The following is an 18,524-nucleotide window of genomic DNA, read 5'->3' as shown; positions in this document are numbered from 1 at the left end:
AAGAGGGCGATGCTGCCCGGGTCAGGCCTCTGCCTGGGCGTCCCGGGATTGTTCCTGCGGAGGCTCCGCGAGGTGCGCGATGTGCTGTTCCAGATGCCGCCGCAAATCCACCTCCACCTCATGCTCGGGCCGGGGGAGTCCGCGGACCAGTTCCTCGGCCGTCCGCAGCACGGACCGCCCGCGGGGCGTCAGCCGGACGCTCCGGCTCCTGCCGTCGCCCGCGCCGCGCTCCTTGGTCAGGAGGCCCAGGTCCCTCAGCCGGTCCAGGATCTTTCCCAGGCTCTGGGCGGTGATCCCAAGCTCGTCGGCCAGGCAGTTCTGCGTGGCAGGGCCCAGCTCCTCCACGCAGTCCAGCGCGTCGAAGGATGACTTGGTGAGCCCCAGCCCGACCAGCCGGCGGTTAATTCTGCGCTCGTCCAGCCGCGCCGCCGTCGACAATAAGCGGTGGGTGGACCATCCTGCCGGTCTGTTCTGCTGGGCCAAAGCCATGTGCGTGTTGCCTGCCTTCCGGGAGACCGCGGCTGGGGGCACGGTGGTGGGTCTGCTGGATAAACCTCACCTAATACTAAGCATGATTACTATTGGACCGTAAGCACCCTGATAATCCGGGTGTTTCGCCACCCCGGGTCGAGAAAACCCAGAAAGGCAGAGATGCTTCTACTCTTCGGCCTCAAGACCGTCCAGCGGGCACTGCCCGGGAGGCTTTCATTGTGCCGCTCCTGCGGCCAGTACGTGGAGCAGTACCTCGAAGAACGGGCAAACAAGTTCACGCTCTTCTTCATCCCGATCTTCACGATGTCACGCACGTACCGCATTACCTGCTCCAACTGCGGGCAGCGTTCGTCGCTGTCGAAGCGGGGGATGAAGGCGATGGCCCGGTAGGCGCGAAAAAGGCCGGTTCCTCGGTCAGCCCCCAAGGCTGACCGCGAACCGGCCTCTCGTCGTCGTGCTTCTGCCGGGCCTGCTGTCTGCTAGACCAGAACCGGGCGGGTGGCCAGGATGTAGTCGGCGGCGGCTGCCCCGGTCATGCGCAGGCGACTGTCCGACGACCTGATCCTGCGGGCCTTCATCTCCGACCAGAATTCCCCGGCGGTTGCCGGGATGAACTGATTGAGCATGCACCAGCTGGTGTAAAGCCCGTAGAGCTGGTCTTTCCTGAGGGAGGAGTCGCCTTCCTGGTCCGGAACGGTGGCTTCAGTGAGAAAACGATCAATTTTTGAAATGCCCATGGTTGGCTCTTTCCGTACTGTGCGTCAAGTGCCGCCATTCGGCTACAGCAGCTGAACCCCAGGTCCCTGCACTAAGCCTGAGGAGTTCCACGCCCTGTATTAGCAGCAGTGACGAGCCGCATCCGTAGGGCTAAGAATTAGTCTCCGCCGAATGCATCTACACCGTAGACTCTAGGCGTAGACTACGGGTTAAGCAAGAGTGGACAGCCACATGCTTTCCACCCACCGGCCACACCGACGTAAGGACCCACCGCCATGTCAGCGCCGCAGGAAACAGATTCCAGAAGAAGGCTGAACCGGGAGGAAGTCCTCCGGACAGCGCTTGAGCTGGTGGACTCCGAGGGGCTCGAGGCGCTGAGCATGCGCCGGCTGGGCCAGGCGCTGGACCGGGACCCCATGGGCCTCTACCGTTACGCCGCCAACCGGGCCGACCTGCTGGACGGCATCACCGAACTGGTCCTCAACGAGTTGGCGATCTTCCCGACGGACCCTGACTGGCAGGCCCAGCTCCGCAGGATCGCGCACGACCTCCGGCTCCTGGCCCTCCGGCATCCGAACGTTGTGCCGCTGCTGGTGACGCGCCCGCTCTCAACACCGCTGGGCCTCCGTCCGCTGGGGACGCTGCGCCCGCTGGAGCAGATCCTGGGACTGCTGGTCGAGGCGGGCTTTGCGCCGAACGACGCCCTCCACGTTTACCGCGCCTACTACGGCTTCCTCTACGGCCACATCCTGAACGAACTTCAGGAATACATCGTGGATCCGGAAGAAAACGTAGCGCTGCTCCGGCTGGGCCTGCACCGGCTCCCTGCCAGGGATTTCCCCAACCTTCGCGAGCTGGCGCCCGTACTGGCGGACTACGACGGCGAGGCGGAGCTGGATGAAGGAATCAGCATCCTGCTCTCCGGACTCGCCGAGAGACTGACGACGGGCAAGGACGCACCGGCCGGCTGACGTTATCGTGCCTCAATCCTTAGGGATCGAAGTGCGTGTGGACGCCTCCGCCCACCAGATTGGCGAGCATCTCCTCGGCCACTACGCGAAGTTTCTGGTTGCGGTGGCTGGACACCTTGGTGAGGATGGCCATGGCCTCAGCCTGGCTGCAGCGGTTCTGGCCCATGATCACTCCGCACGCCAGGTCGATGGACGTGCGGCTCTGCATGGCGGCGGCGAGATCGTCCGCCAGCGACTGCGCGGTGCCCAGCCTCACAGCCAGCCGCACGGCACCGCCGGCAAGGTCCGCGAATTCCACGGCTTCCTGCACGACGGCCGGGGTGAATACACCTGATTCGAACGCGAAAAAGTTCAGCGCGGCGGCCGCATCCTCACCGAGTTCCAGCGGCACACCCAGGGTGGCACGGCATCCCTCAACCTCCAGTGCTTCCCGGTAGACCGGCCAGCGCGGATCCGTGTCCACGTTGGCCAGCAGCACCGGCGCCTTCACCCGGAGCGCCTCGATGCACGGGCCGTCCCCGATGCGCTGTTCGATCTCGTCCAGGAGGACCGCCTTCGGACTGCTCCCGGCCACGGTGAAGGTCCGACGCCTCCGCTTCAGCGTGACACCGCACTCGACGGTGCCGGACGTTTCACGGCTCAGAGCCCCCGCCGCCATGACGGACAGGCGCTGCAGGAACTCGGCGACATTCTGCGTGCCGACAATGAGGTCCTGAAGTTCCAGGACGCGCTCGTGCTCGGAAGAGTTGGCCATGCCTCAATGTAAAGCGCACGCCCCGCCCGGGCAACTGTGCCGTGCCTCTCTTCCGCCGGAACCTGGCCGGCATATGGGGGACTTTTGGCCTATTGCGCCTAGAATTGCTCCTTGACCGAAGCCGTAAAGAGCCGTTGCACGCTTTGCCGAATGTCCTGGGGGGACGAACATGCCCGAATCGGCCGATAAGAACGCACGCGCCACTGCACACAATGCAGGGCAGCCCCAGACGCGCCGCCGCCGCGACCTCCGTCGCCCGGCAGGTGCATCTCCGGACGCCCGGACAGGAACCATGCCCGCCGCTGCCACCCCGAACAACAGCCGCACTGCTCCCACCCGCCGGAGTTCCTGGGCCGAAGCGGCAGCCGTCGCGGACGCGCAGGTGGAAGCGGAAGGTGGCGCCGAGGTTTCCGCGGCGGCCCCGGTGCCGGCTTCCGCTCCTGCTGTTCCGGCCCAGCCCGCCGCCCAGCCGGTGGCCCAGCCCGCCTCGCAGCCTGAGGCGCAGCCCGCCACCTCCCGCAGGGGCGGCGTGCCCGCGGAACCCAGCGCGCCGCCGTCGAACGTTTCCCGCCAGGCCGCCAAACTGGCGGCTGCGGACGCGCCCGTTTCCGACTTCATCACCTCACCCGGTTCCTTTGTCCGCGAACAGAAGCCGCGCCCCCGCGGCGGCTTCCGCGGCGCCCTGTTCGCCCTGACCGGCGGAGCCATCAACCTGGGCCCCGGTCCCCGCCAGCGCGAAGAGGACGAACTGGGCCGGCGGATCTCGCGCCAGCTGCAGGGGAGCTACAACACCGCGGTGCTCAGCCTCAAGGGCGGCATCGGCAAGACCTCCACCACCGTGGGTGTGGGCCTGACCCTGGCCGAATTCCGCGGCGACGCCCCTTGCGCGATCGACGCCAACCCGGACTCGGGCGACCTCGTGGAGCGCGCCCTGGGCGAAGGCATCTACCAGCAGTCCAGCCCGCGCACCATCACGGACCTGCTCAAGAACATCGACTCCGTGGACTCCCTCACCGCACTGGCCCGCTACATGCACCACGCCGGCCGCCTGCACCTGATCGCGGGGGAGCAGGACCCGGAAGTGTCCGACTCGCTCACGGCCGAGGAATACCTCCGCATCCGCAAGCTCATCTCCGGCTACTACTCCGTGGCCCTGACCGACTGCGGCACCGGCGTCACACACAACGCCATGAGCGGCATCCTGCAGTCCGCGGACAACCTGGTGATCGCCGCCGGGTACGCGGTGAGCGGCGCCAAGCGTGCCCGCAGCACCCTGCAGTGGCTCGCCAGCCACGGCTACGAGGACCTGGCCCGCAACGCGATCGTGGTGATCACGGACAAGGACGAGGTCTCCTCCCGCGTGGACAAGGACGCGATCGAGGAACACCTCTCCGGCATCTGCCGGCAGCTGATCGCCGTCCCGCACGACCGCGGAGTGGCCGACGGCGACCTGGTCACCCTGGACGTGCTGAAGCCGGAGACCCGGCGTGCGTACAAGGAAATCGCGGCGGCGATTGTGGACGGGTACGTGTAGGCGGCTTCTGCTAGCGGGGGGAGGACGGTTGCGTCTCCAGCCACTCCCGGAACGTCTGGCGTCCGACGGCGGCTCCCGGCTTCGGGATGAGGTCGCCGTTGCGCATGGCTTTGCCCATGGAGCCGGGGACAGAGATCTTCACCGCCCGCTTCCGCCTGCCGGTTCTCTTCAGGTAGGCGCGGACCAGGGCGGCGAGGTCCTCCGGGCGGGGCCCGCCGAGGTCCGCCACCCGGCCCTGGGGCCCTGCTTCGGCGGCGTCCACCAGTGCCTCGGCCACTTCACGCGCCGCCACGGGCTGAGTCCGCATCCGCGGAACGAACACCAGCGGGCCCAGTGAAGCGACGCTGACGGTCAACGGCACAAACTCGTGGAACTGCGTGGACCTCAGGAGGGTCCACGGCACATCCCCGTGGCGGACGGCGTCCTCCTGCACCAGCTTTCCCGCATAGAGCCCCGACGCCGCCCTGTCGATGCCCACAATCGAGAGGGCAAGGTGGTGCCGCACGCCCGCCTCCTTCTCTGCCGCGAGCAGGTTCTGGGTGCTGTTCGTGAAATAGTCCACGGCCTTCTTGGTGGACACGGACCGGGGGCCGGAAACGTCGATAACCGTTTCCACGCCCCGGAGTGCCTCGTCGAGGCCGCGGCCGGTGAGCAGGTCCACGCCGTCTGCGCGGCTCAGGCTCACCACCTGGTGCCCCCGCCGCCTGGCGGCGCTGACCACATGGCGGCCGACAGTTCCGGTTCCCCCGGCAACGGCGATGTTCATAACGTGCCTCCTATGGAGCAGAGCTCCGGGTCATCTCCGGCGGGTGGGGATTTCCCCGCTGCTGGTAAGGTGCTCGGCGACGTCCCTGAGCTTGATATTCGATTCGGAGCTGGCCTTGGTCAGGACCAGGAAGGCCTGTTGGGACGTGATCTTGAATCTTTCCATCAGGATCCCTTTCGCCTGGCCGATCAGGTCCCTGGTGTCCAGTGCCTGGGTCAGCTGCGCGATTTCCTTGGCGTCGGAGAAAGCGATGGCGGCGTGGGCGGCCAAGAGCATTGCGATCTGTTCTGATTCCTCGTCGAAGACGTTCACCTCGTCGCCGTAAAGGTTCAGGGCGCCGAGTTTGTCCCCCTCCACAAAGAGCTGGATGGAGAGCATGCTCCGCGCGCCAATGTCGTAGGCCGCCTGAGCGAAATCCGGCCATCGTTTGCCTTTGCTCAGGTCAGGGACGCGGACGACGCGTTGGTCATAGGCGGCGTCGAGGCAGGGGCCCTGGCCTTTTTCGCTTTGCAGCGCGTCCACCTTGAGGGGAAGTTCCCCCGACGCAGCCCGGGACTGAATCTCGCGGCGGCCGGTAACGAGGCTGATGGATGCATCGGTGACGTGCGGGATCAGTTCCAGCGCGGCGTGGACGATGGTGGCCAGGATCGCTTCGGTGTCCTGTTCCTGCTGCAGGTCACGGGCAAGGTCACTGAGCCGGCCGGCCAGCCCGCCAATGACGGCAGGCGGCTGTTCAACCGGTTCACGCGTGCTGGCGGACTTCGATGTCATGTGTCGTCCTTATTCGTCCTAAACCAGGGGACTGCGAAGGTGTACTTCGCGATACTTCTGATCGTAGTCCGCAAAGGGCCGGCACGAGAGAGGACCGGGGAGACCAGTTGCGGGTTAGAGTCGTTTCCGTGATGAACATCTTGTCGGGCATATGGCCGCTGTGCAGCCCGCCTCTCGCCTAGAGCCGGCCCGCCACGCTCACGCTCTGTGGATGGCACCAGTCGTCGTGGCAGTTATCGTCGCCGCGGCGTACGTCCTGTTCGCGGCGTGGCAGTGGTCGCAGTTCACGGTGAAGTCGTGGGATCTGAGCATTTTCGCCCAACTCCTCGACCGGTACGCAACGCTGCGGGTTCCGATTGTGACGGTGAAGGGCGACGGGTTCAACCTCCTGGGTGACCACTTCCACCCGTTGCTGGCCATCTTCGCTCCGGTCTACGCTGCTTTCCCCCACGCCTTCACCCTCCTCGTGATCCAGGCGCTGTGCTTCGCCGCGGCCGCAGGCATCCTCGCCCGCGCAGCGCAACGACGCCTCGGCCCAGCGGCTGGCATCCTCCTTGGGATCGCATTCGGGCTCAGCTGGGGATTGCAAAACGCCGCTGAAGCTCAGTTTCACGAAATTGCCCTCGCCGTTCCCCTCCTCACCGCCAGTCTCGTCGCCGTTCTTGAGAGCCGGTGGCGGGCGGCCGCGATCTGGGCGGCACCCCTGGTGTTCGTGAAAGAGGACCTCGGGCTTACTGTGGTCGCGGTCGGCCTTCTCATCGCCTATCGTGCCCGCAAACCGGTCGGCTTCTGGCTGGCCGCGTGGGGGTTCGGCTGGTTCGTGCTGGCCACCCGGGTCATCCTGCCTGGGCTGAACCCGAACGGGGCATGGGCATATGCAGCCAATGCGAACCCGGTGGCCGTCCTGTCCGATCCCGCTTCGCTCTTCAATCCGTCCAAGGGTGAGACTCTGCTGCTGCTCATCGTGGTCACCGGAGGGCTGATAGCGCGGTCCCCCATTGCGCTCGTGCTGGTTCCCACGTTGGCATGGCGGTTCCTGTCCACCAATGACGGCCATTGGGGGCCTACCTGGCACTACAGTGCGGTCCTCATGCCGATCGCATTCGTCGCCCTCCTCGACGCGATCGATCATGGACCCGATAGCCGCTGGGCCTGGCTGCGCACCTACACTTCCCATGGTGTCGCCATCGCGATCACCGCAGCAGTCGTGCTTCAACCCGGTCTTCCGCTACGCACCCTCACTGACCCGAAAGCCTGGACAACGCCCGCCCGGGCTGATGCCGTAGCGGCCGTGCTCGCGCCCGTGCCGGCCGGGACGAGCGTTGAGACAGACATCGGGCTGATGAACTATCTAGTCGATGACCACGACGTGTACTGGATCGGCAACACGAACCCCGCCCCGGACTGCATCCTCGTGGACCGGATCGCAGGAGGCATTCCCAAGGAATGGGGCAACCTCAAAAGCATTGCTAAGCGATTGCACCCATCCACCGACTACACCATCACTCACGAGGTCGACGGCTACGAACTCGCCTGCCGTATCGACCGTTAACGACCGCCCACAAGACATGCCGGTAAATGCGGTGCTACATCCGCGGCTAAAGGAGGGCGGCGGTCGGGCTTTCCAGTCGGGCTTTGACGGTGGTGCCCGCCCCGGGCGCCGTCCGGACTTCCAGCGTTCCGCCCGCCGCCTTGAACGTGTCCCGCAGAATCCGCAGGCCGCTGTGCCCTTCAGGGGAACCGTGGGCCTGGTCAAAGCCGATGCCGTCGTCGGAGACGGAAATCTCGGCCCCGCCGGGGTCGTTCTTCAAGCTGACCCGGACGTTGGTGGCGTGCGAATGCTTGGCAACGTTGGCCAGGGACTCCCGGGCCACCCGGTACAGCATGGCGGACTGGTCGCGGTCCAAGTCGATGTCCGAGGGGAGATCCAGCTGCAGCGTGATGCCGCGGCCCTGCACCGGACCGGCAAGCCTCGCCAACGCTGCCGGTAAACCAAACTCGTCCAGGTCGGGCGGGTACAGCTCGGTAGTAATTTCCCGGAGTTTTCTGACGTTGAGCTGCAGGATGGAGCGCGCCTCGGTGAGCAACTGGTTCTTGCCCTGGCCATGCAGCTCCTCGGACTCGAGGGCGTAGCACAGGCCGGACAAGTCCTGGATCACGTCGTCGTGGAGGTCCCTGGCGATTCTCCTGCGTTCCAGGTCAGACGCCTCCACCGCGTGTTTGAGCAGGCGGTGGCCGGTGGTTCTGTTCGCCTGGATCTTGCGAGCCAGCCGGATAGCGGTGGGCAGTTGCGCCAGCTGGAGTGCGAGCAAGGCAAGCAGGAGCGGGGGAACCATGCCGAGCAGAACCTTTTCCTGTACCTCGCGCAGGGGTTCGTCGTCGTAATAAGCCTCGAAGACCAGCGGCGTCCCGTTGGTGGCCGCGAAGCGGACATATACCTCAACCAGTTCCCCGCGGGCCGATTCGAACTGATTCTCGAATTCCTGATGATGGCTGAGGGAGGCCGTGGCGTCGCCTCCCGCCAGCAGCTGGCGCTCAGGAGCCCGTAGTTCAAAAACCTGGCCGATCAGGGAGCCCTGGTCCGAATACACCACCTTGCCGTCGGGAGTCCAAATCTTGATCCGCAGCACACCTTCCTTATCCAGCCACGGCCCCACCTTCTGGTCCAGTTCCGCAATCGCGGCGGGGTCACCGGCCAGGAGTTTCTCGGTGGCGAGCGGGCCGGCGGTATGGTCCGCCAGCCGCTGGGTGACAAGGATCGCCTCCTGCAGGGCATGGTCTTCCGCCTCGGCGCGGACCCAGAACGTTACCGGGAGTGCCACCAGGACCAGGGCAAGGACACCCATCAGGAGGAACTTCACCACCGCCGTGCGGACTTCGGAATGCTCGGCTGAACCGTGGTCATCCGGCGGCCGTGCGCCGAGGCGCCAGTCAGCGTACTTGGACATTGCTTGTCTGCCTGAGGGCATCCAGCAGCGTGGAAAGTGAACCGTCCTTGGGCAGGAATGCACAGATTCCCGCTGCGGCTGCCTGCCGTTGCGCCTCCGGAGTCGGCGCCCCGACCAGCATGACAATGCGCGTGTGGGGCGCGGCAGCAAGAATTTGCACCGCCGCCGCTATGCCGTCCTCGCCGCGCAGGCGGTAGTCAAGAATGACGACGTCGGGGGCCAGTTCGCGGACCAGGTCAACACCCGCTTGCGCCGAGTCCGCGGTACCCACGCTGAGCATGTCCGGTTCGCGGTCCAGTGCGCCGGCGAGGAGCTCGGTGAACGTCCGGTGTCGGTTGATGGTCATGACGCGGATTCTTCGCGTGGCCGGGGCGCCACCGACCCCCGGCGGGGTGACGTCGGCCGTGGCCTCCAGGAGTCTGGCGTGGATGGACCGCAACACAGGACCCGGAGCGCAGCCCATTTCCCGGTCCATGATCCGCCGGCACTGATTGAAGGCACGTAGTGCCTCCGTGGGCTGGCCATTTTTCTCGAGCCCAAGGACCAAGGCCGTCCAGGCCTGCTCGCTGAGGGGATCATCCGACACCGCTTCCCTGGCCCAGGTAGCGGCGAGCTGGGTTTTTCCGAGGGCAAGGGCCGACTCCGCTGCCAGTATCCGGGCACGGAAAACGCGCCCCGCGTGGCGTGTCCGCTCCGCCTCTGCCCAGGAAGGCATCAGTTCATCGCCCATCAAGGGAGCAGACGCCAGGCCCAGAGCCTCCTGGAGCAGCCCAATCGCGCGCTCTGGCTCGGCGGTTTCGGCGCCGCGTATGAGGGCGTCGAAGCGGTCCAGATCCAGGTCCACCAGCGACCGTTCCAGCATGTAGCCGCCGGTCACGGTCCGCAGCGGACCGTCCTTTCCCATCCCGGGCTGCAGATGGCGACGCAGCACACTCACATAGCTCTCCAGGGTAGGGAGTGCCTCCGGCGGGGCCTGCCCGGCCCAGAGGATGTCGATCAGGCGGTCCTTGGAAACGGGAGCGCCTAGATTCAGAAGCAGGAGTTCGAGAATCTGCCGGGGCTTCGGTCCGCCGAGCTCCCGGCATCCGAGCACTGTTTCCCCGCGCCGTATCCTGAGCGGGCCGATGATGTTCGCCTCGAGACGGCACGTTGCCGGCCCTGTCAGGGCCGGCGGCAATGCCTGGTCTGATTTGGCTATATCCACTGAAGACATCAAGAAACCTGCGATTCAGTCGGGAAGCTTTTGTCCATCGTCGCTAGTTACCGCCCCGGGAACACGAGTGGCCCCTACTGGTCTTTCGCCCCTCGAATGTACTTATTCGCCCGGTGTCACTTCTTTCGCACCCGCCCGCCACTCCTTTTGCCGCGGTGCGCTGACTGTCTCAACAAGGTTTTTCCGAGGTGTCCGGTTCACCATGGCGTCATTCCATCCCTCTAACGGCAGGCATGTCATGAGACCCTTCAATTGGATGCCCCTGGGCCCGGCCGACGGTAAGGCCTCGGCGCCCCCAAACCCTGAAGACAGCAGTTTCCACGCCAGACGCGGGCGGCACGCGGCCCCCCGCTCGGCACGAGTCAACCCGGCACGAGTCAGGCCGGCGCGGGTCCGGCTGGTCGCGGCCATCGCGGCGATAGTCATGCCGGTTGGCATGGGCCTGCCCGTGGCCGCCAACGCCGTCACGGCCGCCGTTGGCCAGGGGTTCACGGTGAGCCCCGCCGACCTGGCGTTCATCCTGCAGCAGATCAAGATCGCCGAAGCGCACGCTGCAACGCTGTCGCCGGAGCACCCGTGTGACACCATGATCGGCACCGGCCCCAACCAGATCGCCAGCCCCCTCGTCTCCAAGGGGCTGCGCACTGTGGACGGTTCCTGCAACAACCTCGTGCCCGGCCAGGAAACCTTCGGCGCGGCCGACGAGATATTCCCGCGGCTGGGCTCCAAATCATTCCGCCCCGCTGAGTCTGGATCGCTGGGCGGACCGCCCGCGCCGACCAGCTACGAGCAGAAGTCCGGCGTCGTTTTCGATTCCCAGCCCCGCGTGATTAGCAACCTCGTGGTTGACCAGACTTCCACCAACCCCGCCGCCGTGGCCGCAGCAGGGAACCCGGTCAGGACCCAGGGCGCCGAGGGCGTTGTGCCGTGCACCACCGATCCCACTCCGGACGCTGCCGGCATTCCTGCCGGCTGCGTTCCGTCCCACCAGACCCTGTTCATGCCCAACGTGACCACCGACGTGGGCCTTTCGCCACCGTACAACTCGATGTTCACGCTGTTCGGCCAGTTCTTCGACCATGGCGTGGATCAGACCGTCAAGGGCGGAGGCACGGTGTTCGTGCCGCTGAAGGCGGACGATCCGCTCATCGCAGGTCCCGACCACATCCTGGGCAACGGCGACGACCTGGACCCGAACCTGCGCTTCATGGTGCTGACCCGCGGCCAGAACCAGCCGGGGACGGACGGCATCCTGGGTACCGATGACGACATCCAGGATGCGACCAACACGGACTCGCCCTGGGTTGACCAGAGCCAGACCTACACCTCGCACCCGTCACACCAGGTATTCCTCCGCGAATACGTCAACAACAGCGACGGCAAGCCGGTGTCCACCGGTAAGCTGCTGGGCGGCCCGGCAGGGCCCACCGCCGGCGGCATGGCCACCTGGGCCACCACCAAGACGCAGGCAGCAGCATTGCTCGGCCTCCGGCTGGTGGACACCGACGTGACCAACATCCCCATGATCGCCGCAGACCCCTACGGCAAGTTCATTCCCGGCCCCAACGGACTGCCGCAGTACGTGACCGCCACCGGCCTGGTGGAAGGCAACATCGCCTCCCCGGTTCCGGTTCCGGCCAACGCGCTGCACTTCGACACGCCGTTCCTGACGGACATTGCGCACAACGCGGATCCCACGCCGGTGGACACCGACCGCAACCCGGATACACCGCCGGTGGCCCCGGTCCCGGACGACGACAACGTCGCCTCCGCCGACTTCGCCAACCAGCCGGCGGGAACGTACGACGATGAAATGCTGAACGCACACTTCATCGCCGGCGACGGCCGTGTGAATGAGAACATCGGCCTGACCGCCATCCACCAGATCTTCCACTCCGAGCACGACCGCCTGGTAGGCGACATCAAGAATGTGCTGACCGACGACACCTCGGCGAGCGGCACTGCTGCGCTCCAGGAGTGGCAGCTGGCCGCGGGTGCTGAGGGCTGGAACGGTGAGCGCCTCTTCCAGGCGGCACGGTTCATCACGGAAATGGAGTACCAGCACCTGGTCTTCGAGGAGTTTGCCCGCAAGGTGCAGCCCGCGATCAACCCCTTCCAGCCGTTCGCCTTCACCCAGACCGAGCTCAACCCGGCCATCAAGGCGGAATTCGCCCATGCCGTGTACCGTTTCGGCCACTCGATGCTGACGGAGACGATCTCCCGCCGCAACGAGGACCAGGCCGGTCCTGACGCGGTGTTCGGCACCTCCGATGACATCCGAGGAAGCGACAACGACATCTCGCTGCTGGACGGGTTCCTGAACCCGCCGGCCTACACGGACGGCGGCCCCGCCGGCTCGCTGACCTCCGAGGAAGCAGCCGGCAGCATCATCATGGGCATGTCGGACCAGGTGGGCAACGAGCTCGACGAGTTCGTCACCGACACGCTCCGGAACAACCTGCTGGGCCTGCCGCTGGACCTGCCAACCATCAACATGACCAGGGCCCGGTCCGAAGGCATCCCGACGCTGAACAACCTCCGCCGGGAGCTCCACGCCTCGACCAACGACGGCCAGCTGCAGCCTTACACCAACTGGATCGACTTCGGCGAGAACCTCAAGCACCCGGAGTCGCTGATCAACTTCGTGGCAGCCTACGGGCAGCACCCGACCATCCTCACGGATGCCGGCCCCGATGCAACACTGGGGACGGCCGACGACGGACCGGCCACCCTTGAATCACGCCGTACGGCTGCCCGCAAGATCGTCAGCCCAGACACCCTCGCCGGCGAAGTCGGCCCGAGTGACGCCGCGGCGTTCATGAACAGCATCGGTGCGTGGGCGAACGACGGGACGAGGTCCATCACCGGACTCGACACCGTGGACCTCTGGGTTGGCGGCCTCGCCGAACGGACCAACCTGTTCGGCGGCCTGCTGGGCAGCACGTTCAACTTCGTGTTTGAAAGCCAGCTCACCGACCTCCAAAACGGCGACCGGCTGTACTACCTCGCGCGCACCCCGGGCATGAACCTGCGGGCGCAGCTGGAAGGCAACTCATTCGCCGAACTGATGATGCGCAACACCAATGTGCACACCCTGAAGGCCGATGCATTCGCCACCGCGGACTGCAAGTTCGAGCTGAAGAACCTGGCGGGCACTACCGACGGCTTCACGGCCTCCGGCAACACGGTGGCCGATGACCCGGCGTCGGAATGCAACGAAACCGCGCTCCTGATCCGGATGCCCGACGGCACCATCAAGTACCGGGCCATCAACACCGTGGACCCCTCCGGGATCAACGGCCAGAGCGTCTACAACGGCACTGCCGGCGTGGACCGGATGTACGGAGGCAACGACAACGACACCTTCTGGGGTGGCCTCGGGAACGACATCATCCAGGGCGGTGACGGCGCCGACGTCGCACTCGGCGGTGAAGGTGATGACATCATCACCGACCTCGCCGGCGACGACGTACCCAAGGGCGGTCCCGGAAACGACGCGATCGACGCCGGTCCGGGCCTGGACATCCTCATGGGTGGCGACGGCAAGGACTTCTCGAACGGCGGAGCCAACATCAACGAAACCTTCGCCGGTGCCGGTGATGACTTCATCATCGCCGGACAGGGAGAAGACGCAGTGTTCGGTGACAGCGGCGATGACTGGCAGGAGGGCGGCGATCAGCCGGACCTCCTCCAAGGAGACAGCGGCAACCTGTTCTTCCTGGACGATTCCCAGAAGCCGGGCCATGACATCCTCATCGGCCAGGGCGGCGACGACGACTACGACATGGAGGGCGGCGACGACGTTGGTCTCGCAGGACCCGGCATCGAGAAGGTCGCCGGAGCTTCGGGGTACGACTGGGAAATCGGCCTTCAGGATCCGCAGGCACAGGACGCCGACCTGAATCTCCCGATCCCGCCGCTGGACATCCTGCAGGTGGGCGTCCGCGACAAGTTCAACGAACTTGAGGCGCTCTCCGGTGCTAACCTCGACGACATCCTTCGGGGCGACGACGTGGTTCCCAGCGCCGTCGGCGGTGCCGGATTTATCGGATGCGACGTGCTGGACCAGGCGGGCCTTGACCGCATCGCGGGCCTCGACCCGCTGGTACCCGCGCTCAGCACTCCCGCTGACACGGTCATCGCGGCATCGGCATCCAGGAACTGCCCGCTGCTGGTCCCCGGCAGCAACGTCTGGGGCGACGGCAACATCCTCCTCGGCGGCGGCGGCAGCGACCTGATCGAAGGACGTGGCGCCGATGACATCATCGACGGCGACAGGTACTTCAGTGTCCGGCTCAGCGTCCGCACGGACGCGAACAACCCGGCCTCCGAGATTGGCAGCGCGGCCGGAATGACCACGCAGTACCTGCGGGACGGCGCCGGCAACCTTACCGGTCCGACCCTCCAGGAAGCAGTGTTCGCGGGAACCGTGAACCCGGGCAACATCGTGGCAGTGCGCGAGATCCTGACGGGTACCGGCGGCACCGACACGGCATTGTTCTCCGGACCGCTGTCCAACTACACGGTCGTTGCCACCCCGGCAACGGACACCGAGCTGGCCAAGGTGACGGTCACCCAGACCGGCGCCGACGTGGTCGGCCAGCGGGCCAGCGACGGGATCGACACGCTGCGGAACATCGAGCGTCTGCAGTTCACCGACCAGGTGGTCACGCTGGCGGTGCCTGATGCGCCGATCATCACCTCGGTGACCGCAGCCAACAGCTCCGCCACGGTGGAGTTCACGGCCCCGGCCGCCAACGGGTCTTCGCCGATAACGGGCTTCGAGGTCGTCGTGAACACCGGCGGCACCGCGGTCCGGACTGTCACCGGCATTGCGGCCACGGCCACCAGCGCCACGGTCACGGGACTGACCAACGGCACTTCGTACACCTTCCAGGTGCGCGCGGTGAACCAGTTCGGTGCAGGGGCGCTGTCCGCGGCATCCAACGCTGTCACCCCCGCTGCTACGGCTCCGGGTTCACCGACCAATGTGGCGGCCACTGCGGGGGTTGCTTCGGCAACCGTGACGTGGACGGCGCCGGCCAGTGACGGTGGGTCCCCGATTACCGGGTCCCAGATCGACGTCCGCATGGGAACCGCTGTGGTCAGGACCGTCACCTTCACCAACGCGGCCACCAGCCAGGTGGTCACAGGCCTGGATAACGGTACCCAGTACACGTTCGTGGTCCGGGCGGTCAACGCCTCCGGCGCCAGTGCGGGTTCTGCACCGTCGAATGCGATCAACACGCCAGCCGCGCCAAGCGCTCCGGTGATCGGAACCGCCAGGCAAGGGGCCAACCGGGGAGCAGCGACGGCCATCGCCAACTGGACGCCGCCAGCCGCCACCGGCGGTTCCCCGATCACGGGCTACAAGGTAACGGCACTGCGGATGAGCTCGGCCGCAGCCAACGCCACCGTGGTCTCACGGACAGACTCTGCAGTCCTGCCGGCGACGGCCAGGTCCCTGGAGATGACCCTGACCAACAACAACTACCGCTTCATAGTGGTAGCCATCAACGCGGCGGGCACCAGCCCGGAGTCCGCCCGTTCGAACAGCGTGGTGGCGCGGTAGCTAAGGCGCAGCGCAGCTAGCAGTCGCTGGCAAGTGAAGGGGGTGGCCCACCGGCCACCCCCTTTGCTGTGGGGTTCTCCTTGTGCGTGCGGCCCCGGGGCCTTCCTGTTCCCGTGCCCGGCTGTGTGCCTGGCTGTGTGCCCAGCGTTGCCCAGAGGCTGCCGTGGGTCATGGTCCAGACAGGCATAAAGAAGGGCCAGGCCGGCTGAGATGTTGTTGTCTCAGCCGGCCTGGCCCGTCGTCGTTATTTGCCGTCAGTGGCCGTGCACGGGTTCCTCGGCAGCGGCGGCCTCCGCCGGCTCCTTAGTCATGTCCACGCCTGTTCCCGTTTCCGACCGCGGAGCCACTTTGACGTCGTCCGCGGTGTTGCCTGCGGCGCGGGCAACGCCGCGGCGGACAGCCTCCACCGTCTTGTCGCTCAGCAGCGGGCCGGTGTACGCGAATTCGAGCTCGCCGTCGCCTACACGCGTGTCATAGTTGCCCAGCGCGTCGGCGAGGATTCCTTCCAGCGCGACGGACTCAGCCACGGTGCCGGGGTTCGGCGAGCTGACGGTGAAGCGGAGATCGTGCACCAGCACCTGGGCCACGTGAACGTGGTCCAGTCCCGGAAACGCCTGGTCGTGGCCGAATGCGAGGTCAACCAGCTCACCGCCGTCTGCGATGGTGGCATCACCCGGCAACGCAACAATGAGTTCAGGCACCGTATGCTGCAGCACGCTGGCCCCCAGGACGTCCGGTGATATCGGGGAAATGGCCAGTCCAAGGCTGCCCGCGGCCGAGGAAAGAGCCGTGCGGAGCTTGTCCACCTCCGCGTCCGGGGCAGGGTGGATGGCCACCGCAATGCGCCGGCGGACCATTAGCCCGTCGTGGCTCACCTGGGGCCGGCCGTTCCCCAGCTCGGCGCCCGACCCGGACGTCAGGACGACGCCGGACGGGTCGGAAGGACGGGGACCGGGCGCTCCGGCGGTGCAGCCGGCCAACAGGGAAGAAGCCAGCACCACCGAGACGGCAACGGCAGCCGCCTTCATCTCAGGTGCCTTCATCTCACGTACCCGCCGGGAAGCCCGGCTGGTATTTCGGGACGAAGAAGTTGGCGGGCAGGGTGTCCGGGACGGCCGGGTCCGAGGTGATCGGGTCGTTGTTCCGGAGGTCACCCACGGAGAACTGGACCATCATGTCGTGGTCCTCGTGCACCAGGTTGTGGCAGTGCACCATGTAGCGGCCGCCTGTGTGCGCTCCGGTGTCGAACTGGGTAAGCAAGGTGACGGACTCGTTCTCTCCGGTATAGAAGACATCCTTGGGCCCCGTCTCCCACGCGAACGGCTGCCCGCCGTTGGTGTTGCGGCCGATGATCTTCGCGTCAATCAGATGAATGTGCACCGGATGGAACCAGCCGCCGGAAGCGTTGGTGATGGTCCACTGCTCGACGTCAAAGGCCTGGGGGTTGCCCAGCAGCTTGGTAAATCCGGAAGCTTCCACGTCGGCCCAGGTGACGCCGCTGACGACCCATTCGCCGTTCTCGCGTTCCACCCTCAGCTCCCGTTTGGCGACCACCAGGTCCGGTGTCAGGCTCATGGTGGGCAGCCCGCCGCGGGCCGCATTCGGCGAGCCGCCGTCGTCGAGCGTCTTGGGAATCGCGGAGATGGTCCCCTTGCTTGAGCCGGAGTTGCGCACGACCTCGAACTGCATGATCTTGTCCGTATTGGCAAAATCCACGTTGTTCTTGTTGCTCAGGTTTTTCAGCTGGATCTTCTGCCCGGGCTTGTACCTCCGGAAGTCGATCAGGATCTCGTAGCGCTCGGCAGTTCCCTGCCGCCAGGACTGGACAGCCTGGACCTTCGGCACCATGCCGCCGTCGGTGCCAACGATATAGACCGGCTCGCCCGTGGAAAGCGTGGGGCGGTAGGAACGGGTAATCGAGGCCACAAGGACCCGGAAACGGTAGATTCGCGGCTTCACCTTCATCGTCGGCCACGGAACCCCGTTGACCATGATGATGTCGCCCCACAGGCCGTCGTGGTCGTTGTCGTTGTAGCCGAAGGAGCCGTCGGCGTTGAACAGTGCGTCCGAGATCATCAGCGGCACATCGAACTCACCCTGCGGCAGCTGGTCACGTTCGAACGCGTCGGAGAGGGGGTAGAAGCCGGCCAGCCCTGAGTACACGTTCTGTGCCGTCACGTGGTGCTTGTGGTCGTGGTACCAGAGCGTGCGGCCGGTTTGCCAGTTGGGGTAGTGGTAGTTCTTCACGTACCCAGGCGAGGTGGTGTCGTTGGCGTAGCCGTCGTACTGCGGCAGCGACGCCGAGCCGTGCAGGTGGGTGACGGTCTGGAAGGCCAGAGGATGCAGCAGGCCCAGCGCCGGGAAGTCATTTCGGATCCGCACCTCGGTCCGGGTGCCCTGGATGGCTCGGATGGTGGGGCCGGGGAAAATGCCGTTGTAGCCGGCCAGCGTGGTGGTGAGGCCGGGAACAAACTGGGTTTGGCCAAGCTTCTGGGTCAGCGCGTACTTGGCATACGGCCGGCTGGGATCGCCGTCGTCGAAGCCGGTCTCGAACGGCTCCAGCACGGGCGGCCGCCGGAAGACGCCGGCATAGGGAACCGGCGTGTTTTGAGGCGCCAGCTGGCTCGTGGTGATGGGCGGCGTGGTGGGTGGGGGAACGGTGAGCGGGGCCCCCCTCATCCCCACAAGGCTGAATGCCCCTAGCGTTCCGCCCAGCTTTAGAACTTCCCTGCGAGTTGTCATGACCTCTCCTCATGGCTTGCTCAATCCTGATCAGATGATGCTCC

The 18,524-nt window shown here is 66.0% G+C and carries 14 protein-coding genes; 5 read left to right on the top strand and 9 right to left on the bottom strand.

What is annotated here, in order from left to right; genetic code table 11:
• Positions 1-21: 21 nt before the first annotated feature.
• The gene (locus tag AC07YR_RS18450) at positions 22-489 is read right to left on the bottom strand and encodes a MarR family winged helix-turn-helix transcriptional regulator (protein ID WP_494734790.1); all 468 of its coding nucleotides are present in this window, start codon (positions 487-489) and stop codon (positions 22-24) included.
• 162 nt (positions 490-651) lie between these two features.
• On the opposite strand from AC07YR_RS18450, the gene AC07YR_RS18445 reads away from it, so the two are divergent.
• Entirely contained in the window at positions 652-882 is a 231-nt protein-coding gene (locus AC07YR_RS18445) for a zinc-ribbon domain-containing protein (RefSeq protein ID WP_494734789.1), read from the top strand.
• Between the two features lie 89 nt (positions 883-971).
• Here the strand turns inward: AC07YR_RS18445 and AC07YR_RS18440 are convergent, their stop codons facing one another.
• Positions 972-1,229 (bottom strand): hypothetical protein, encoded by a 258-nt coding sequence (locus AC07YR_RS18440; RefSeq protein ID WP_494734788.1) that lies wholly within the window; start codon positions 1,227-1,229, stop codon positions 972-974.
• Between the two features lie 255 nt (positions 1,230-1,484).
• On the opposite strand from AC07YR_RS18440, the gene AC07YR_RS18435 reads away from it, so the two are divergent.
• Positions 1,485-2,180, top strand: a complete 696-nt coding sequence (locus tag AC07YR_RS18435) for a TetR/AcrR family transcriptional regulator C-terminal domain-containing protein (RefSeq protein ID WP_494734787.1) — start codon at positions 1,485-1,487, stop codon at positions 2,178-2,180.
• A gap of 19 nt (positions 2,181-2,199) precedes the next feature.
• Here the strand turns inward: AC07YR_RS18435 and AC07YR_RS18430 are convergent, their stop codons facing one another.
• A complete protein-coding gene (locus tag AC07YR_RS18430; RefSeq protein WP_436058376.1) occupies positions 2,200-2,934 on the bottom strand; it encodes a GAF and ANTAR domain-containing protein in 735 nt (244 codons plus the stop codon).
• Between the two features lie 169 nt (positions 2,935-3,103).
• On the opposite strand from AC07YR_RS18430, the gene AC07YR_RS18425 reads away from it, so the two are divergent.
• The gene (locus AC07YR_RS18425; protein WP_494734786.1) at positions 3,104-4,468 is read left to right on the top strand and encodes a MinD/ParA family ATP-binding protein; all 1,365 of its coding nucleotides are present in this window, start codon (positions 3,104-3,106) and stop codon (positions 4,466-4,468) included.
• A 10-nt stretch (positions 4,469-4,478) separates the two neighbouring features.
• On the opposite strand, the gene AC07YR_RS18420 is transcribed toward AC07YR_RS18425, so the two are convergent.
• Together AC07YR_RS18420 and AC07YR_RS18415 are read right to left on the bottom strand one after the other, a co-directional pair.
• Entirely contained in the window at positions 4,479-5,234 is a 756-nt protein-coding gene (locus tag AC07YR_RS18420) for an SDR family oxidoreductase (RefSeq protein ID WP_494734785.1), read from the bottom strand.
• A 30-nt stretch (positions 5,235-5,264) separates the two neighbouring features.
• Positions 5,265-6,005 carry a GAF and ANTAR domain-containing protein gene (locus AC07YR_RS18415; RefSeq protein WP_436058373.1) on the bottom strand — a complete coding sequence of 247 codons (741 nt, stop codon included), beginning with the start codon at positions 6,003-6,005 and terminating at the stop codon, positions 5,265-5,267.
• A 211-nt stretch (positions 6,006-6,216) separates the two neighbouring features.
• Here AC07YR_RS18415 and AC07YR_RS18410 point away from each other — a divergent pair, with 211 nt between their 5' ends.
• Positions 6,217-7,557 (top strand): DUF2079 domain-containing protein, encoded by a 1,341-nt coding sequence (locus AC07YR_RS18410; RefSeq protein WP_494734784.1) that lies wholly within the window; start codon positions 6,217-6,219, stop codon positions 7,555-7,557.
• Positions 7,558-7,603: 46 nt separating this feature from the next.
• Here the strand turns inward: AC07YR_RS18410 and AC07YR_RS18405 are convergent, their stop codons facing one another.
• A complete protein-coding gene (locus AC07YR_RS18405) occupies positions 7,604-8,953 on the bottom strand; it encodes a sensor histidine kinase (protein WP_494734783.1) in 1,350 nt (449 codons plus the stop codon).
• The gene (locus AC07YR_RS18400) at positions 8,937-10,166 is read right to left on the bottom strand and encodes a BTAD domain-containing putative transcriptional regulator (RefSeq protein WP_494734782.1); all 1,230 of its coding nucleotides are present in this window, start codon (positions 10,164-10,166) and stop codon (positions 8,937-8,939) included. Before AC07YR_RS18400 ends, AC07YR_RS18405 begins: the two co-directional genes overlap by 17 nt.
• 424 nt (positions 10,167-10,590) lie before the next feature.
• On the opposite strand from AC07YR_RS18400, the gene AC07YR_RS18395 reads away from it, so the two are divergent.
• Positions 10,591-15,738, top strand: a complete 5,148-nt coding sequence (locus tag AC07YR_RS18395) for a peroxidase family protein (protein WP_494734781.1) — start codon at positions 10,591-10,593, stop codon at positions 15,736-15,738.
• A 254-nt stretch (positions 15,739-15,992) separates the two neighbouring features.
• Here the strand turns inward: AC07YR_RS18395 and AC07YR_RS18390 are convergent, their stop codons facing one another.
• Positions 15,993-16,766 carry a hypothetical protein gene (locus AC07YR_RS18390; protein ID WP_494734780.1) on the bottom strand — a complete coding sequence of 258 codons (774 nt, stop codon included), beginning with the start codon at positions 16,764-16,766 and terminating at the stop codon, positions 15,993-15,995.
• A gap of 16 nt (positions 16,767-16,782) precedes the next feature.
• Entirely contained in the window at positions 16,783-18,480 is a 1,698-nt protein-coding gene (locus AC07YR_RS18385) for a multicopper oxidase family protein (RefSeq protein WP_494734779.1), read from the bottom strand.
• Positions 18,481-18,524: the final 44 nt, after the last annotated feature.

Source organism: Arthrobacter sp. GW460-12-1-14-TSB2, from assembly GCF_059423525.1.
Note: the sequence above shows the minus strand (reverse complement) of the source record. Positions and strands in the feature narration are given on the sequence as shown.

What these genes read in the sequence shown, in the direction of transcription:
- AC07YR_RS18400 (WP_494734782.1), bottom strand. Translation starts at nt 10,166, where the DNA reads ATGTCTTCAGTGGATATAGCCAAATCAGACCAGGCATTGCCGCCGGCC.
- AC07YR_RS18390 (WP_494734780.1), bottom strand. Translation starts at nt 16,766, where the DNA reads ATGAAGGCGGCTGCCGTTGCCGTCTCGGTGGTGCTGGCTTCTTCCCTG.
- AC07YR_RS18420 (WP_494734785.1), bottom strand. Translation starts at nt 5,234, where the DNA reads ATGAACATCGCCGTTGCCGGGGGAACCGGAACTGTCGGCCGCCATGTG.
- AC07YR_RS18435 (WP_494734787.1), top strand. Translation starts at nt 1,485, where the DNA reads ATGTCAGCGCCGCAGGAAACAGATTCCAGAAGAAGGCTGAACCGGGAG.
- AC07YR_RS18425 (WP_494734786.1), top strand. Translation starts at nt 3,104, where the DNA reads ATGCCCGAATCGGCCGATAAGAACGCACGCGCCACTGCACACAATGCA.
- AC07YR_RS18405 (WP_494734783.1), bottom strand. Translation starts at nt 8,953, where the DNA reads ATGTCCAAGTACGCTGACTGGCGCCTCGGCGCACGGCCGCCGGATGAC.
- AC07YR_RS18395 (WP_494734781.1), top strand. Translation starts at nt 10,591, where the DNA reads ATGCCGGTTGGCATGGGCCTGCCCGTGGCCGCCAACGCCGTCACGGCC.
- AC07YR_RS18410 (WP_494734784.1), top strand. Translation starts at nt 6,217, where the DNA reads ATGGCACCAGTCGTCGTGGCAGTTATCGTCGCCGCGGCGTACGTCCTG.
- AC07YR_RS18440 (WP_494734788.1), bottom strand. Translation starts at nt 1,229, where the DNA reads ATGGGCATTTCAAAAATTGATCGTTTTCTCACTGAAGCCACCGTTCCG.
- AC07YR_RS18450 (WP_494734790.1), bottom strand. Translation starts at nt 489, where the DNA reads ATGGCTTTGGCCCAGCAGAACAGACCGGCAGGATGGTCCACCCACCGC.
- AC07YR_RS18415 (WP_436058373.1), bottom strand. Translation starts at nt 6,005, where the DNA reads ATGACATCGAAGTCCGCCAGCACGCGTGAACCGGTTGAACAGCCGCCT.
- AC07YR_RS18385 (WP_494734779.1), bottom strand. Translation starts at nt 18,480, where the DNA reads ATGACAACTCGCAGGGAAGTTCTAAAGCTGGGCGGAACGCTAGGGGCA.
- AC07YR_RS18430 (WP_436058376.1), bottom strand. Translation starts at nt 2,934, where the DNA reads ATGGCCAACTCTTCCGAGCACGAGCGCGTCCTGGAACTTCAGGACCTC.
- AC07YR_RS18445 (WP_494734789.1), top strand. Translation starts at nt 652, where the DNA reads ATGCTTCTACTCTTCGGCCTCAAGACCGTCCAGCGGGCACTGCCCGGG.